Origin of the sequence: Curtobacterium sp. VKM Ac-1393, assembly GCF_015350995.1 — a bacterium.
GTDB lineage: Bacteria > Actinomycetota > Actinomycetes > Actinomycetales > Microbacteriaceae > Curtobacterium.
Map to the genome: position 1 here is coordinate 138,382 of NZ_JADKRW010000002.1, position 16,408 is coordinate 154,789.

A 16,408-nucleotide genomic window follows, 5' to 3' on the forward strand; every position below is an offset into this window, starting at 1 on the left:
CCGCCGCCGAGCGACCGGTAGGCATGAGTGGTGACCCCTGCGTTCTGCCTCCACGCGCTGGGGGCGAGCTCCGAGGAGTTCGCCCTGCTCCGCCGTGCCCTGATCCGTGACGACCTCGAACTCATCGGCATCGACCTGCCCGGGTTCGGCCGCAGCCCGGCCTCGTCCGGCACCACCGTCGAGGAGATGGCCGTGCTCGTCGAGCGGGCGATCGGTGCGAGCGGCGCCAGTGAGTGGGTGCTCCTCGGACACTCGATGGGCGGCAAGGTCGCCACCGTCGTCGCCGACCGCACCATGTCCGGCGCCAACGGCCTGTTCGGCCTGCGCGCCGTGGTGCTGCTCGCGGCCTCACCACTCGCCCCGGAACCCATGGACGACGACCGACGTGCCTCGATGCTGTCGTGGGCGGCGGACGGCCCGATCAGCGCGGCCCACGCGGCCGAGTTCGTCGAGGCGAACACCGCCTCGACCCTGTCGCCGGAACGGCACACGACCGCGGTGCAGGACGTCGAGCGCACCGATCCCGGCGCGTGGACGGCGTGGCTCACCCGTGGCAGCCGCGAGGACTGGTCCGACGCCGCCCCGAACCCGGTGCCGACGCTCGTGCTCGCCGGCGCCGAGGACGGCGACCTCGATGCCGACGCCCAGCGCCGGCTGACGCTGCCGCACTGGCCGGACTCCGAGCTTCACGTCGTCGACGGTGCGGCACACCTGCTGCCATGGGAACAACCCGAGGCCGTGGCGGACCGGATCCGTGACTTCTGGACCCGCCGGTTCACCGGCGCTCCCGTCGTGCCCGTCGAGCAGGCACGGGTGATCGCCTCGCCGCGGGTCAGCGCCCGCATGCGCTCCCTGTTGGCGGCACGTGCGCTGCCCGACGACCCGGCTGCCGAACCACGGGCGATCACGACCGTGCAGCTGCAGACCCTCCGCGCGATCGCCCGGATCGTCGTGCCGCAGCCCGGCGAGGGCCAGGTCGACCTCGCCCTGCGCGTCGACACCCAGCTCGCGGCCGGGCTCGGCGACGGCTGGCGGGTCGACGGCATGCCCGTGGACGTCGAGGCCTACCGGGCCGCGCTCGACGTGCTCGAGGCGGCGGCGCGGGCCGACACGCTGGACCGTGCCCTGCAGGACGTCGCTGCCGGCGAGTACCGCATCGACGGCGCGGTCGGCGCCGCGATGGACGCCCAGCAGCTGCGCGCCTGGTTCGAGGACGCCAGCGTCGACCTCGTGAAGCACTGGCTCGCCCACCCGGCGACGATGGCGGCGATCGACTTCGACGGCTTCGCGAACGGCGGCGACGGCGTCCGCAAGCAGGGCTTCCAACTGCTCGGCGCCGACGAGCGCGAAGCATGGGAACCATCGGCACCGCGGACACAGCACGACATCCCCACGACGACGGAAGCAGCACGATGAGACTCGACGGACAGCGCACGTACGGCACGGACGACGTCGTCGACGTGGTCGTGGTCGGCACCGGGGCCGGTGGTGCGCCCCTGCTCGCCTCCCTGGCCCGCCGTGGCTTGGCGGTCGTCGCCCTCGAGGCGGGGAGCAACACCGAGCCGGGTGACCACGTGCCCGACGAGGTCGCCGCCCCCGAGGACATCAACTGGATGGACGAACGGCTGAGCGGCGGCGGCGCCCCGACGGCCTTCGGCCCGAACAACAGCGGTACCGGGGTCGGCGGCTCGACGCTGCACTGGGGCGCGTTCACCCCGCGTCCGAGCGAACACGACCTGCGCCTGCGTTCCGAGAGCGGCGCAGGCCAGGACTGGCCGATCAGCCACGCCGAGCTCACCGGCTGGATCGAACAGGTCGAGCACGACGTCGGTGTCGCCGGCCCCGAGCACTACCCCTGGGACCCGTCTCGGCGGTACCGGATGCGCCCGCCGGCCCGCAACGCCTCGTCGGACATGATGATGCGGGGTGCGGCGGCCGCCGGGATCACCGCGACCGACGCGCCTGTCGGCCTGACGACCGAGGACCGCCACCAGGACCACCACGGTCTGCGGCACGCCTGCGTGTCGTGCGGCTCGTGCCACCAGGGCTGCCGCAACGGCGCCAAGGTCTCGATGGACACGACGTACCTGCCGGCCGCGGTGGCGTTCGGCGCCGAGATCCGACCGGACGCGTTCGTGCACGGCATCGAGCTCGACGCGTCGGGCGCCGTCAGCGCCGTCCTGTACACCCGCGACGGTCGCGAGCACCGTCAGCGCTGCCGGGCGCTCGTGCTGGCCGCCGGCGGCATCGAGACGCCCAGGCTCCTGCTGCACACCGGCATCGCGAACGGCAGCGGCCAGGTCGGCCGGAACTTCACCGCGCACGGCGCCACCCAGGTCTGGGCACGGTTCGACCAGTCGATGCGGTCCTACCGCGGGTACCCGTCCTCGATCATCACCGAGGACTTCGTCCGCCCCGCCGACGCGGACTTCGCCGGCGGCTACTTGATCCAGAGCCTCGGGGTGCAGCCGCAGACCTTCGCCAACACGCTCGTCCGGGGCGGCGGGCTGCGCGGTGCCGAACTGGTCCGGGCGATCCAGGACTACCCGTACTCGGCGGGCGTCGGAATCAACGCCGAGTGCCTGCCGTACGACGACAACCGTCTGGTGCTCGCGGACGAGGTCGACGAGCACGGCGTCCCGCGCGCGCGGGTGTCGTTCACGCCCGGGTCCAACGAGGAAGCGATCCGCCGCCACGCTGTCCGCACCATGACGACCATCGTCGAGGCAGCCGGCGGCACGGACGTCCGCGTGCTCGAGCGGACCGCCCACACCATCGGCACGGCGCGGATGGGCACCGACCGCGAGACCTCGGTCGTTGACCCCGACGGCCGCTCGTGGGACGTCCCGAACCTGTGGATCGCCGACAACTCGGTGTTCCCGAGTGCCGTCATCGCGAACCCCGCCCTGACAATCATGGCGTTGTCGCTCCGCACCGCCGAGCGGGTACTGCAGGCGGCCTGACCGGCGCGGGCGGGTGGTGGCACGGATGTGCCACGACCCCCCCCCCCCCCCGCTCCGCTCAGCCGCGCAGTGCGATCGCCTCGCTCGTCCACCGGGCGTGCAGGTCCCAGGGGTCCTCGCCGCCCGCAGCGACCGCATCGACGTGCGCGAGCAGTGCCGGGGTCACGCGGAACCACTCGGTGCCGGGGTACCGCGTCGCCGCGAACTGCACGTGCCGGCGGCGTTCGAGCGACCGGTCGCCCCGCTCGAACGCGAGCAGGTCCTGGTGCGGGATCGCCGCCAGCCGCTGCCGCGGGTTGGTCGTCGTGCCGATCTTGACCCGGTCGCCGAAGTCGTCGCGCATCCGCAGGTAGTAGACGACGTCGACCCGTGGGGGAGCGAGATCACCGTCGGGCACGTCGCCCCACCGCCACTCGCACCTCGCGCAGACGAACGCCGTCGGGAACCGCACCCCGATCCGCGACCCGCACACCGGGCACGGCCCCGGCAGCGCGTCCTCGACGCCGAGGTGCTCGGCCGCGGACTCCGTCACCAGCGTGACGTGCGTCGCACACAGGGGCACGCCCGCGAGCGCGTCCGCAGCGGGGCCCGCGCAACCCGGCACGCAGCACGACGAGGTGACCATGCGCGGAACGCTAGCCGGACCCACCGACGTGCCCCGTGCCTCCCGGCCGCCCCGCGCACCTGCGCACCCGCGCACCTGCGCACCCGCGCCGCGCCGGTGCGTACCTGCCGGAAACGGGCGTACCTGGTCGGTTGGAACGACCAGGTACGCCCGTTTCCGCTTCCCATCGCAACCGCTCTGGGAAGAACCGGGCAGACCGAGACCCGTCAGTCGGTGAAGATGACGCCGACCGGCTCGCGCTTCTCCTCCTGGAACTGGTCCTCACCGCGGCCCAGCGCCCAGTAGGCCGACAGCGACATGTCGCGCTTCTCGAGTCCCCAGTCGTCCTGCAGCAGCCGACGGATCGCCTTCATCGCGGTCCGCTCGCCGTGTGCGAACACCTGGACCGGCCGGGAGGCACGGGGCAGTGCCCGGGCCGTGTCCAGCAGGAGCGTGCCCGGCTGGGCGCCGGTGGCGTCGCGGTGCAGCCACCGCAGGTCGACCCCGGCCGGGTGCGCGATCTCCTGCTCGTCGGCGGGGCCGGCGACCTCGACCAGGGCGACGCCCGTGGCGGTCGCGGGCATCGACTCGAGTGCCGCTCCGATCGCGGGCAGCGCGCTGTCGTCACCGAGCAGGACGTGCGTGACGTCCGTGTCGTCGACGGGCGCGTAGCCGCCGCCGGGACCAGACAGGGCGAGCTTGTCGCCGGGCTGCGCCGCGGCGGCCCAGGGGCCGGCGAGCCCCTCGTCGCCGTGCACGACGAAGTCGACGGCGATGGTCTTCGCGTCGTGGTCGACCGCGCGCACGGTGTACGTGCGGCGTGCCGGACGGTCCTGCTTCGGCAGGGTCTCGCGGAGTGCTTCGAGGTCGTACGGCGGCTCCAGGCCGAGCGCGGGCTTCGCGAGCAGGAGCTTGACGTACTTGTCGGTGGCCGCGAGCTTCTCCGGGTCGGCGGTGCTCACGAACTCGTCGAAGGCCGGGCCGCCGAGGTGGACGCGCACCATGTGCGGCGAGAGCCGCTCGGTGTGGTCGACGACGAAGACGTGCTGGGTGCGTTTGGACTTGGAGCTCATCGGTACGAGCTTCCTCTCTCCTGCTTGACGTTTGCGTTACTAAGGTTAGCCTTACCTCATGGACACGACCGTCATCCCGTTCTCCGAGCTGCTGCGCAAGCGCACACGTCGCTCGCACGGCTCCTCGGCCGGGAACGGCTTCATGCACGACCTGCTCGGCGGGAAGTGCGACGTCGCCGACTACGCCGCGTTGCTCGGACAGTACTCGTTCGTCTACGACGCCCTGGAGCGTGCGGCCGAACGGATGGCGGACCACCCGGTGGCGGCACCCTTCGTCACCTCGCAGCTCACCCGGATGCCGGCGATCCGTGCCGACCTCGAGTACCTGATCGGCCCGGACTGGTCCGAGCTGGTCTGCCCGCTCCCCGCCACGACGGCATACGTGCGGCGGCTCAACGAGGTCGCGGCCGAGTGGCCGGGCGGCTTCGTCGCGCACCACTACACGCGGTACCTCGGCGACCTGTCCGGCGGGCAGATGATCGGGCGGATGCTCTCCGACCAGTTCGACTTCGACACGAACGGCGTCCTGTTCTACATCTTCGACCAGGTCGCCGACCCGAGCGCCTTCAAGGACACGTACCGCGCGCAGCTCGACGCGGCGCCGTGGACGGCCGACGAGCAGGAGCGGGTCATCGCCGAGGTCGAGCTGGCCTACTCGCTCAACAGCGGTCTGCTCGCGGGGCTCGACGCACGCCGGCGTCCGGTGACCGACGGTGGTGACGTGGCGGTGACCGCGTGACCGAGCCGTTCGACGACGAGGCACGCCGCGCGATCCTCCGGCACATGAACGCCGACCACGCGGTCGACAACCTCGTGATCGTCCGGGCGAACGGCGCCGCGACCGCCGTGGCCGCGACGATGACCGAGATCGACGCGATCGCCGGGGTGTGGCTCGCCCGGCTCGACGACGGTGACGAGGAGCAGGTCATCGTGCCGTGGACCGCGCCGCTGACCGATCGTCGTTCGGCGCGGACGCAGATCGTCGAGGTCCACTCCGCCGCCCAGGCGCAGCTCGCCGGACCGAGCTGAGCGCGTGCTGCGCCGACCAGACGGTCGACGTCACGCGTGGCCGCGGGCCGATACGCTGCTCGGAGCCGGGACGCTGTTCCCGGACGACCCCGAAAGGACTCCATGACGGCGATCGACGGATCGGCGCGCCATGAGCGCGCTCGGGACGACGTCAGCGGTGCGGTCGACAGTGACCTGCGCGCCGACGTGCGGTACCTCGGCAACCTGCTCGGGCGGGTGCTGCGCGAGAACGGCGGCGACGACCTGCTGCGCGACGTGGAGTCGCTGCGCGCGGCCGTGATCGACGCCTACGAGGGCGACCACGCCGAGGGTGCTGCCCGCGCGCAGACCCTCGTGTCGGCGATGTCGGCCGAGCGCGCCGAAGCGGTGGCCCAGGCGTTCACGACGTACTTCCACCTCACGAACCTGGCCGAGGAACACCACCGCGTGCGGGTGCTCCGGCAGCGCGGCGACGACGGCGGACTGCCGGGCGACTCGTTCCCGGCGACCTACGCCGAACTCGTGGCCGAGGTCGGCGAGGCCGAGGCCGCCGAACGGCTCCGGACGCTGCGGTTCCACCCGGTGCTCACCGCGCACCCGACCGAGGCCCGCCGTCGTGCGGTCACCACGGGCGTGCGCCGCATCACCGACCTCATCGACGAGCGCGACCGGGCGAAGAACGCCACGGCCCGCGCCGAGAACGAACGACGGCTGCTCGAGGAGATCACGACGCTCCTGCGCACCTCGCCGCTCCGGACCACCCGTCCGACGCCGCTCGACGAGGTCCGCACCGCGATGAGCGTGTTCGACCAGACGCTGTTCGAGATCGTCCCGCAGGTGTACCGCCTGCTCGACGACCGGCTGCAGGGCGACGACGCCGGTCGTGCACCGGTGACCGCTCCCGCGTTCGTGCGGTTCGGCACCTGGATCGGCGGCGACCGCGACGGCAACCCGCACGTGACCGCCGACATCACGCGCCAGGCGGCGGAGATCGCGGCCGAGCACATCCTGATCGGGCTGACGCGTGCCACCACCCGGATCGGCAGCGCCCTGACGCTCGACGCGAGCGACACCCCGGCCGACGCCGGGCTCACCGCGCTGGTCGCTGCCCAGGAAGCGCTCGACCCGGGCATCGCCGAGCGCATCGGCGTCCGCGCCCCGAACGAGACCCACCGTCGGGCGCTCCTGTTCACCGCCGCACGCATCGACGCCACCCGTCAGGGGACGACGCCGCTCGCGTACGACGGCCCGGACGACCTGCTGTCCGACCTCCGCACGATCCAGTCGTCGCTCGTCGCCGCGGGAGCGATCCGACCCGCGAACGGCGAGTTGCAGAACCTCATCTGGCAGGTCGAGACCTTCGGGTTCCACCTGGCCGAGCTCGAGGTGCGCCAGCACTCGCAGGTGCACCGCACCGCCCTCGCCGAGATCCGCGCCGGTGGTGCGCGCAGCGAGACCACGGAAGAGGTCCTCGCGGTCTTCCGGACGATCGCCGAGCTGCAGGAGCGGTACGGCGTCCGTGCCGCCAGCCGCTACATCGTGTCCTTCACGCAGTCCGCTGCGGACCTGGCGAACGTGCACGAACTCGCCGTCGCCGCGCTCGGATCGCCCGAGGCCGCACCGGTGCTCGACGTCATCCCGCTGTTCGAGACCTTCGCCGACCTGCACGCCAGCGTCGACATCCTCGACGAGGCCGTCCGCACGGAGACGTTCCAGCGTCGCCTGACCGAGACCGGTCGTCGGCTCGAGGTCATGCTCGGGTACTCCGACTCGTCGAAGGACGTCGGCCCGGTCTCCGCGAACCTGGCGCTGTACGACGCCCAGGCACGCATCGCCGACTGGGCGCGCGACAACGAGGTCGAACTCACCCTGTTCCACGGTCGTGGTGGGTCGCTCGGCCGCGGCGGCGGACCGGCCAACGAGGCCGTGCTCGCGCAGCCGCCGGGGTCGATCGACGGCCGTCTGAAGCTCACCGAGCAGGGCGAGGTCATCTTCGCCCAGTACGGCGACCAGGACATCGCGGCCCGGCACCTCGAGCAGATGGCCTCGGCCACCCTGTTCGCGTCGTCCCCGTCGAACGAGGCACGCACGGCCGCAGCCGCGACCCGGTTCGCCGACCTCGCGCAGCAGCTCGACGACGTCTCGCGTGTCGCGTTCTACGACCTGGTCAAGGCCGACGGCTTCGCGCCGTGGTTCGCCCGGGTCACCCCGATGGAGGAGATCGGTCTGCTGCCGCTCGGCTCCCGCCCGGCCCGCCGCGGGCTGTCGGTGGAGTCGCTCGAGGACCTCCGGGCGATCCCGTGGGTGTTCTCGTGGACCCAGGCGCGGATCAACCTCGCCGGGTGGTACGGCCTCGGCTCGGCGCTCGAGGCGGTCGGCGACGTCGACGTCCTGCGCGCCGCGTCCGCCGAGTGGCCGCTGTTCGGCGCGATGATCAAGAACGTCGAGATGTCGCTCGCGAAGACCGACGAGCACATCGCCCGCCGGTACCTCGAACTCGCCGACCGCGACGACCTCGCCGCGAAGGTGCTCGACGAGATGGTGCGCACCCGCGACTGGGTGCTCCGCATCTCCGGCGGCAGCGACGTGCTCGAGGACCGCCCCGTCCTGGCCCGCGCCGTCCGCCTGCGCAGCCCGTACGTCGACGCCCTGTCGCACCTGCAGCTCCGCGCGCTCCGGTCCATCCGGACGACGGGCAGCACCGACCCGACCGATGCCGACCACCGCCTGCTGCTGCTCACGGTGAACGGGATCGCCGCCGGCCTGCAGAACACCGGCTGATACCCGACCAGCGGAGTGCGTCGAAGACGCCGGGTCCCGATCCGGGACCCGGCGTCTTTGTGCGCGGAGAGACGGGTCGAACCGGTAGGTTGCTGGTTGCAAGGCGCACCGATCAGAGGAGACCACCCGGCATGGACATCGTCGTACACGAAGCGCAGCCCGACACCGCGGTCCTGGAGTGCAGCGGACGCCTCAACATGGTGTCCGCGCCCGCGTTCCGCGAGGCCGTGGCGCAGGTCGTCGCCGACGGTCGTGCCCGCGTCGTCGTCGAGCTCTCCGGAGTGGAGTTCATGGACTCGTCCGGCCTCGGCGCCCTGGTCGGCAGCCTGAAGACGGCCCGCCAGGCAGGTGGCGACCTCCGCATCGCGGCGCCGTCCGAGCAGGTGCAGATGGTCCTGCAGCTGTCCAACATCGACAAGATCCTCCGCACGTACCCCGACGGGGACAGTGCGGTCACCGACTGGTGATGACCGCCTCGGCCGCCGAGCACACGCTCGAGCTGTCCTGCCCGCCGGACGACGTGTCCGCCGTGCACGAGTTCCTGGCGAACGTGTGGCAGCACGATCCGTCGATCTCCGTCGAGGACCGGATGGCCCTCGAACTCGCGATCGTCGAACTGGCGTCGAACGTCATCGAGCACGGCGCCGGTCCCCACGGAGTGTCGTGCCGCCTCCGACTCGAGGTCGACGCCGAGCGGTTCTCCGCGCTGCTGTCCGACGACGGCGTGGCAGCCGTGGTGGACACCGACGCCGCTCGGCTGCCGGACGGGCTCGTGGAGAGCGGACGCGGGCTGGCACTGGTCCGGATGGTGGTCGACGACCTGCGGTACGAGCGCGTCGCCGACGAGAACCGCTGGACGGTCCGGCGCGCCCGACACTGAGCCGCCGTCCGACCGGACCGGCATGCCCGGTTCGTCCGTCTCGCGCACTCCACGGGCCACTATCCGCAAACTGGAACGCGGGATTCCCGGAGTCCGAGACGGCCGTGTCACGATTCGCGCGATGACAGTCGAACCGGATCCCAGGATCAGTTTCGAGACGGCGGGGAGCGATCTCGACGCTGCCGTGCACATGTACGAGGACGCCTACGCCAGTGTGGGCTTCACCGCGAACCGCACGGAGCGCCCGTTCGCGTACCGTTTCCGCGTCGTCGGCGACGACGTGATGTCCTTCCGGTCGACCCGGTTCGACGCGCGGATGCGGGGCGAGCTCGACGTCCGTGACGAGTACGTGGTGATGTGGATCACCGACGGCGGCGGTCGGGTCGACGTCGGCCGGCAAGAGGTCGCGTTCACACCCGGCACCCCGATGATGTTCCCGACCGGTCGACCCTTCGCGTTCGACCTGCGCGACGTCCGGCAGAGCCTGGTGCAGTTCGACCGGACCGCCCTCGAGCGCGTCGCCGCCGAGGTCCACGGAGAACAACCGGGCCCGCTCGTGTTCGACCACACGGCGACGCCCCGCAAGGCCGATCTGCGGGCCTGGAACACGCAGGTGCAGCGCGCCGCCGCGACCGTGCTCGGCCGTGCCGACGTCAGCACGCTCGCCCTCGCCGAGACCGCACGCGAGACCGCGCGGGCGCTGCTCCGGACGTTCCCGCACGAGCTGCTGGCCCCCGACGTGCCCCTGCCGCAGGGAGCCACCGGCCGGGTCGGCGAGGCCGTCGAGTACATGCACGCCTTCGCACACACCCCGATCTCGACCACCGACGTCGCCGAACACGTCGGGCTGAGCGTCCGCGGCCTGCAACAGGCGTTCCAGCGGCAGGTCGGCACCGCCCCGAACGCGATGCTGCGCGGGATCCGCCTCGACCGGGTCCGCGAAGAGCTGCGGCGGGCGTCGGCGGGGGACCTCACCGTCGCCAGCGTCGCGATGCGGTGGGGGTTCGCGCACCTCGGTCGGTTCTCAGCTGCCTACGCGGCCCGCTTCGGCGAGTACCCGCGCGACACGCTGCAGCACTGATTCGGTACGCTGCCCGGGTGAGCAGACCTCGACCGTGGGTGATCGTGCCCGGGATCTGGAACTCCGACGCGGAGCACTGGCAGTCCGGCTGGGAGCGGGAACGCGGCGACGACGCGGTCCGCATCGACCCGGCGTCCTGGGGTGAGCCGGAACCCGGGGACTGGCGGGACGCGATCTCCCGGGCGGTCGCGTCGTGTGCCGAGCCGCCCGTGCTCGTCGCGCACAGCCTGGGCGTCCTCGCCGTCGCCGAGTGGCTCGCCACGAACGCGACGAACACCGACGGCACCACGACGTCCACCGTCGCGGGAGCCTTCCTCGTCGCTCCACCGGACCCCGACGCGCCGGGCTTCCCCGCCGCAGCTGCGGGGTTCAGCGCACCACGACGAGTCCGGACGGCCGAAGGGGCTGCCCGCACGCCGATCCGGATGGTCGTGAGCGACGACGACCCGTACTGCACCCTCGACCGGGCCCTGGGGTTCGCGGACGCGATGGGTGCCACGGTCCTGCGCGTCGGCGCCCTCGGGCACGTGAACGTCGCGAGCGGCGTCGGTGACTGGCCGGCCGGCAGGGAGCTGCTGCGCGCCTTCGAGGACACCCTCTGAGCCGTACCCCGACGGGGCGGTCGACACGCCGTTCACCTTCGCGGCGATATGGCAGGGATTGCTGCGACACACCGCGGATGTCCCCAGTTCTCGCGTCCGCGATATTTATCCTTCGGACATGGAAACCCAGTCCGGTGCACGCACCCCCCTCGTCGACCCGTTCGGTCGCGAGGTCGAGGAGTGGCTCCGTGACGCCCCGGCGACGCGCACGCCGTACGTGGCAGACCTCGTGGTCCCGCCCGTCACCGGCCCCGTGCAGCGCCCCGGCGTCGCGGCGGACGCCACCGACGTCACGGACACGACCAGCGTTGCCCAGACGATCGAGGTCGCACCGACGCCCGCCGGACCCGCCTTCCGCCGCGACCGCGCCCGGCACGCCGCCGTCTGCGCACCGTCGTTCCCCGAACCGCCGGAGCGCATCGCCCTGCGCATCGAGGACCTCGCCGTCGAGGTCTCGTCGTCCACCGGCCGCAGCACCATCGAGCGCATCGTCCTGCTCGAGGACGAGGTCCGCCGCCGCGACGAGGACCTCGCACGCCTCGCCGCCTGGGAGGCCACCGTCTCCGGTGCCGACGACCCCGAGGTCACCGCCGCCCGCGCCTTCGCCCGGTCGGTCTTCGCGGACCTGCTCGAGGACGCCGCCGACGAGGCCGACCGTCGCGACCGCGCCGCCGCCCGCCGCGCCGCGACCTCGCCCGTCGCCGTCGTGACCGGAGCAGCGCCCGCTCCCGCCGTGGTCGCGGTCGCACCGGCGACGGTCTCCGCGCCGGTGACGGTCTCCGCGCCGGCGGCCGACGTCGACGTGGTGACCCCGGCCGTGCAGCTGGTCACCCCGGAACGTGACGAGCCCGTGCGACCGGTGCTGGGCCGCGCGGCCGTCTCGCCGGTGTCCGCGAACACGCGACCCACCCCGCTCATCCAGCCCGCCACCGGGCCAACGGTCATCGACCGTGCCGCGTTCGCCGCGGCGCTCACCGCGCACCAGGGCACGACCGCCAGCACGCCCGTCGTCCTGCCGGACGCGGTCTCGGTGCCCGTCGTCGAGACGGACGCCTCCGCGCACGTCGAGGCCGACACCGACCAGCCGGCCCAGCCGGGCTGGTGGTCGCGACTCGTCGCCGGCCTGCTCCGTGCGCTCGGTCGCCGCTGACCGGGAGGCCCGGATCGCCCCGCGCGGACCGGCTGCCGGTCCCGACGCGGTCGCCTCGGTAGACTGACCGGATGCCGACGCTCCGCGAACTCCAGGCCGTGATCGAAGACCTGTGGCCCGCCGCAGGAGCCGAGTCGTGGGACGCCGTCGGACTCGTGGCGGGTGACCCCGACGCCGCTGTCGAGCACGTCCACCTGGCCGTCGACGCCGTCCCCGCCACCGCACAGGAGACGGTCGAGCTCGGCGCCGGTCTGCTGCTCACGCACCACCCGCTCCTGTTGCGCGGCGTGACGACGATCGCCGAGTCGACCTACAAGGGGAGCGTGCTCGCGACCCTCGTGCGCGGCGGCAGTGCCCTGATCGCGGCCCACACCAACGCCGACGTCGTCACCACCGGCACCTCGGCGGTGCTCGCCGACCGCATCGGGCTGACCGAGCAACGACCGCTCGACGCCGGAACCGACCCCGCGACGGGCATCGGCCGCGTCGGGGTGCTCACCGAGGGCACGACACTCGGTGCACTCGCGCGGAAGCTCGTCGACCTGCTGCCGCCCACCGCCACCGGGGTCCGGGTCTCCGGTGACTTCGACCAGCCCGTCCGCACGGTGGCGCTCTGTGCGGGCGCCGGGGACTCGCTGCTCGGGCACCCCGCCGTGCTCGCGGCCGACGTCTACATCACGAGCGACCTGCGGCACCACCCGGCGTCCGAGTTCCGCGAACAGGCACTGCTCGGCGGCGGACCCGCCCTCATCGACACCTCGCACTGGGCCACCGAGTGGCTCTGGCTCGACGTCGCCGCCGCGCAACTGCGTCAGGCCACCGGCGTCCGGGTCACCGTGAGCGACCTCCGCACCGACCCGTGGGACTTCGCGGTCCTGCCGGCGGCCGAACCCACCACCCCCACTGAAGGAGTCTGACCATGAAGGCAGCACCCGAAGACCAGGTCATCCTCCTCGACGTCCAACGACTCGACAACGACGTCACCCGCATCGCGCACCGCATCACGTCGCTGCAGAAGGGCGACCAGCTCACCGGCCTCGGCACCAAGGCCGCCGGGCTCCGCAGTGAGCTCGTCACCGCCACGGGGCTGGTCGAGGACGCGGAACGCGAGCTCGCCCGCCTCGAGTCCGACACCGCCACCGCACAGGCCCGGGTCGAGCGCGACACCACGATGCTGCAGAACGTGTCGAACTCGAAGGACGCAGCCGGGCTGCAGAACGAGCTCGAGTCGTTGCAGCGCCGCATCGGGGGACTCGAGACCGCCGAGCTCGAGGTCATGGAGAACCTCGACGGGCTCCGTGCCCGGGTCGGGGACATCGAGGCGCAGCTCGCCGACGTCGAGGCCGCCCGCTCCGGCCTGGTCGCCGAGCGCGACGCCGAGATCGCACGGCTGTCGTCCGACCGTGCCTCGGCCGAGCAGGCCCGTGCCGACGTGGCTGCGAAGGTCCCAGCCGAACTGCTCGCGCTCTACGACCGGCAGCGTGCCCGCTACGGCTTCGGGGCGTCGCTGCTGCAGGGCGGGGTGTCGACGGCTTCGGGTGTCGCGCTGAACAACTCCGACCTGCAGGACATCCGGCGGGCTGCGCCGGACGACGTCGTGCTCTGCCCGGACAGCGACGCGATCCTGGTGCGGACGGCCGAGTCAGGGCTGTAGCGCGCCGCGGCGGTCGCACGGTGCGAGGGGCCCGTCCGGTGCGAGCCCGGCACGGTGAGAGGAGCCCGTCCGGTGCGAGGTTCCGTACTCGGTGAGAGGCGCCCGACGCCGCAAGGAGTACGGAACCCCGCACGGAATCGTCCGCTCCTCGCACGGTGCGAGGGAGCGGACGACGAGCAGTGGGGCGAATGGGCCGGCCGTACGCCGGGTTCTGTCCCGCCGCTTGCACGGCGGTGACGGCCATCTCTCTCGGACCGACGTTGCCGTCGGCCTCCAGCGGTCTACCCGAGGACTCGGCGAGCAGCCTCAGCGTCCTCTGTCTGACCTTGCTCCGGGCGAGGTTTACCGAGCGGATCCGGTCACCCGGACCCCTGGTGGTCTCTTACACCACCGTTTCACCCTTACCGACGTCGCCGCCGGCGGTCTGCTTTCTGTGGCACTGTCTCGCGGATTGCTCCGGGTGGGTGTTACCCACCGCCCTGCTCTGTGGAGCCCGGACGTTCCTCGGCACTCCCGGGGGAGTGACGCGACCGTCTCACCGACCCATTCGCTGCGAGGAGTCTACCGGCTGCCGGCCCCCGCCCGCCCCGCCCACCCCGAGGTTCCGAAATCTCGGCATGTCGGAGCGTGCGGGGGCCTTCCGTGGAACCTCGGCGTACGAACGACGGCGAGTCGTGGAACCTCGGCGCCCGCGCTCGGGCGCGTCGAAGCGACCAACACCGCACCGTGCGGGCCGGGGCCGGGGCCGGGGCCGCGGATCGGGCTCGGCTCGGTCTCGAGCGGACCGTGCGTCAGGCGCTGCGGGCAGCCAGGGTCGCGGCGCCGATGATGCCGGCGTTGTTGCGCAGGGTCGCGGGGATGATCTCCGCCTGCAGGTCGAGCAGCGGCAGGAACTCCTCGTACTGCTTGGACACGCCTCCGCCGACGACGAACAGCTCGGGGGAGAGCAACGCCTCGAGCGTCGAGTAGTAGGTCTGCAGACGCTTCGCCCAGTGCTTCCACGACAGGTCGTCGCGCTCCTTGGCAGCGAACGAGGCCCGCGACTCGGCGTCGTGGCCGTCGATCTCGAGGTGCCCCAGCTCCGAGTTGACGATGAGCACACCGTCGTTGATGAGCGCGCTGCCGATGCCGGTGCCGAGCGTCGTGACGATCACCAGGCCGTCCTTGCCCTTCGCCGCACCGAACTGCTGCTCGGCGAACCCGGCGGCGTCGGCGTCGTTCACGAAGTGGATGGAACGGCCGAGCTCCTTCTCGAACAGCGCCTCGGCTTCGAAGCCGATCCACTTCTTCGAGACGTTCGCGGCCGACATCGTCTTGCCGTCGCGCACGATCGCCGGGAAGCACACGCCCACGGGCACGTCCGCCGACGGAGCGAGCTCGGCGACGATCTCCTTGACGACGGCGGTGATGTCGTGGGGCTTCCCGCCTTCCGGGGTGGCCTTCTTGATGCGGTCCGTGGTGAGTTCACCGGACGCGACGTCGACGATCGCGCCCTTGATGCCCGTACCACCGATGTCGACGCCGACTGCGAGGGAGGTCATGAGGTTGTCGTGCCTTTCGGTTGCCTGCCGGAGGTGTCCGGTCAGGAAGAGGGTTCCGCCAGGAAGACGGATCCGGTCAGGAGACGGTGAGGAGCTCCGCGCCGCGTTCGGTGACGACGAGGGTGTGCTCGAACTGCGCGGTCCACGACTTGTCGCGCGTCGAGACCGTCCAGTCGTCGGACCAGATGTCGGCCTCGATCCCGCCGAGGGTCAACATGGGCTCGATGGTGAACACCATGCCCTGTTCGATGACGTCGTCGTACTGCGGCGCGTCGTAGTGCGGGATGATCAGGCCGGAGTGGAAGGCACGACCGACACCGTGGCCGGTGTAGTCGCGGACGACGCCGTACCCGAAGCGCTTGGCGTACGCCTCGATCGCGCGGCCGATCACGTTCACCTGGCGGCCGGGGGCGACGGCCTTGATGCCGCGTCGGAGTGCCTCTTCCGTGCGCGTGACCAGGTCCGACACTTCTTGCGACGCCTGACCGACGACGAAGGTGCGGTTCGTGTCGCCGTGCATCCCGTCCTTGTAGGCGGTGATGTCGATGTTGACGAGGTCGCCCTCCTGCAGGACGGTGTCGTCGGGGATCCCGTGGCAGATGACCTCGTTGAGGCTGGAGCACAGCGACTTCGGGTAGCCGCGGTAGCCGAGCGTCGACGGGTAGGCGCCGTGCGCGACGACGAAGTCGTGGCCGATGCGGTCGAGTTCGTCGGTGGTCACACCCGGACGGATCGCCGCACCCACGGCGTCGATGGCCTGCGAGGCGATGCGGCCGGCGGTACGGATGCGCTCGACCTCTTCGGGCGTGTACGTGTCACCGAGGCCGTGCTCGTGCGGTTCGACCTTGCCGACGTACTCCGGACGCTCGATGTCCTTCGGGACGGTCCGGAGCGGGGAGACGCGGCCGGCAGTCAGGTGTCCGTGTTCGTCCCGGGGCATGCCGACCACTCTAGCCGCGGCGCGACGCGCCGAGCGCAACCGCCCGACGGTGCGGCCCGACGGGGTGGGCGTGACCGCCTGGAGGCCCGGTGCCGGTCCGGCGGGCCGGCACCGGGCCTCCAGGCCGTCAC

General features: G+C 72.2%; 16 protein-coding genes and 1 other RNA gene. 12 read left to right on the forward strand and 5 right to left on the reverse strand.

What is annotated here, in order from left to right; translation table 11 throughout:
- Nucleotides 1-30 precede the first annotated feature (30 nt).
- Nucleotides 31-1,416: an alpha/beta fold hydrolase gene (locus ITJ59_RS04490; protein ID WP_194649940.1), complete on the forward strand. Its 1,386-nt coding sequence runs from the start codon at nt 31-33 to the stop codon at nt 1,414-1,416.
- Nucleotides 1,413-2,963 carry a GMC family oxidoreductase gene (locus ITJ59_RS04495; protein WP_194649941.1) on the forward strand — a complete coding sequence of 517 codons (1,551 nt, stop codon included), beginning with the start codon at nt 1,413-1,415 and terminating at the stop codon, nt 2,961-2,963. The genes ITJ59_RS04490 and ITJ59_RS04495 overlap by 4 nt, the downstream gene beginning before the upstream one ends.
- Nucleotides 2,964-3,021: 58 nt before the next feature.
- On the opposite strand, the gene ITJ59_RS04500 is transcribed toward ITJ59_RS04495, so the two are convergent.
- Both ITJ59_RS04500 and ITJ59_RS04505 read right to left on the reverse strand, forming a co-directional pair.
- Nucleotides 3,022-3,588 carry a GIY-YIG nuclease family protein gene (locus tag ITJ59_RS04500; protein WP_194649942.1) on the reverse strand — a complete coding sequence of 189 codons (567 nt, stop codon included), beginning with the start codon at nt 3,586-3,588 and terminating at the stop codon, nt 3,022-3,024.
- Nucleotides 3,589-3,794: 206 nt separating this feature from the next.
- Complete coding sequence (locus ITJ59_RS04505) at nt 3,795-4,640, reverse strand: siderophore-interacting protein (protein WP_194649943.1); 846 nt, start codon at nt 4,638-4,640, stop codon at nt 3,795-3,797.
- A 58-nt stretch (nt 4,641-4,698) separates the two neighbouring features.
- Here ITJ59_RS04505 and ITJ59_RS04510 point away from each other — a divergent pair, with 58 nt between their 5' ends.
- The 10 genes from ITJ59_RS04510 to ITJ59_RS04555 all read left to right on the forward strand — a co-directional run bounded on the left by ITJ59_RS04510 (nt 4,699) and on the right by ITJ59_RS04555 (nt 13,796).
- The gene (locus ITJ59_RS04510; RefSeq protein ID WP_194649944.1) at nt 4,699-5,379 is read left to right on the forward strand and encodes a heme oxygenase (biliverdin-producing); all 681 of its coding nucleotides are present in this window, start codon (nt 4,699-4,701) and stop codon (nt 5,377-5,379) included.
- Nucleotides 5,376-5,669 carry a DUF2470 domain-containing protein gene (locus ITJ59_RS04515; RefSeq protein ID WP_323749398.1) on the forward strand — a complete coding sequence of 98 codons (294 nt, stop codon included), beginning with the start codon at nt 5,376-5,378 and terminating at the stop codon, nt 5,667-5,669. Before ITJ59_RS04510 ends, ITJ59_RS04515 begins: the two co-directional genes overlap by 4 nt.
- Nucleotides 5,670-5,771: 102 nt before the next feature.
- Nucleotides 5,772-8,429, forward strand: coding sequence for a phosphoenolpyruvate carboxylase (locus ITJ59_RS04520; RefSeq protein ID WP_194649945.1), 2,658 nt, complete (start codon nt 5,772-5,774; stop codon nt 8,427-8,429).
- Between the two features lie 131 nt (nt 8,430-8,560).
- Nucleotides 8,561-8,896, forward strand: a complete 336-nt coding sequence (locus ITJ59_RS04525; protein WP_194649946.1) for an STAS domain-containing protein — start codon at nt 8,561-8,563, stop codon at nt 8,894-8,896.
- Entirely contained in the window at nt 8,896-9,309 is a 414-nt protein-coding gene (locus ITJ59_RS04530; protein ID WP_194649947.1) for an ATP-binding protein, read from the forward strand. Before ITJ59_RS04525 ends, ITJ59_RS04530 begins: the two co-directional genes overlap by 1 nt.
- A 121-nt stretch (nt 9,310-9,430) precedes the next feature.
- Nucleotides 9,431-10,390 carry a helix-turn-helix transcriptional regulator gene (locus ITJ59_RS04535; protein WP_194649948.1) on the forward strand — a complete coding sequence of 320 codons (960 nt, stop codon included), beginning with the start codon at nt 9,431-9,433 and terminating at the stop codon, nt 10,388-10,390.
- 17 nt (nt 10,391-10,407) lie between these two features.
- Nucleotides 10,408-10,992, forward strand: a complete 585-nt coding sequence (locus ITJ59_RS04540; RefSeq protein WP_194649949.1) for an RBBP9/YdeN family alpha/beta hydrolase — start codon at nt 10,408-10,410, stop codon at nt 10,990-10,992.
- Nucleotides 10,993-11,110: 118 nt separating this feature from the next.
- A complete protein-coding gene (locus tag ITJ59_RS04545; protein WP_194649950.1) occupies nt 11,111-12,142 on the forward strand; it encodes a hypothetical protein in 1,032 nt (343 codons plus the stop codon).
- A gap of 71 nt (nt 12,143-12,213) precedes the next feature.
- Nucleotides 12,214-13,059, forward strand: coding sequence for a Nif3-like dinuclear metal center hexameric protein (locus tag ITJ59_RS04550; RefSeq protein ID WP_194649951.1), 846 nt, complete (start codon nt 12,214-12,216; stop codon nt 13,057-13,059).
- A 2-nt stretch (nt 13,060-13,061) separates the two neighbouring features.
- The gene (locus ITJ59_RS04555; protein WP_194649952.1) at nt 13,062-13,796 is read left to right on the forward strand and encodes a zinc ribbon domain-containing protein; all 735 of its coding nucleotides are present in this window, start codon (nt 13,062-13,064) and stop codon (nt 13,794-13,796) included.
- A gap of 184 nt (nt 13,797-13,980) precedes the next feature.
- Here the strand turns inward: ITJ59_RS04555 and rnpB are convergent.
- From rnpB to map, 3 genes are all read right to left on the reverse strand, one after another.
- An RNA gene (gene rnpB / locus ITJ59_RS04560) (RNase P RNA component class A) lies at nt 13,981-14,343 on the reverse strand.
- A gap of 244 nt (nt 14,344-14,587) precedes the next feature.
- Complete coding sequence (ppgK, locus tag ITJ59_RS04565) at nt 14,588-15,337, reverse strand: polyphosphate--glucose phosphotransferase (protein ID WP_194649953.1); 750 nt, start codon at nt 15,335-15,337, stop codon at nt 14,588-14,590.
- 76 nt (nt 15,338-15,413) lie between these two features.
- Nucleotides 15,414-16,277, reverse strand: a complete 864-nt coding sequence (map, locus tag ITJ59_RS04570; RefSeq protein ID WP_194649954.1) for a type I methionyl aminopeptidase — start codon at nt 16,275-16,277, stop codon at nt 15,414-15,416.
- Nucleotides 16,278-16,408 lie beyond the last annotated feature (131 nt).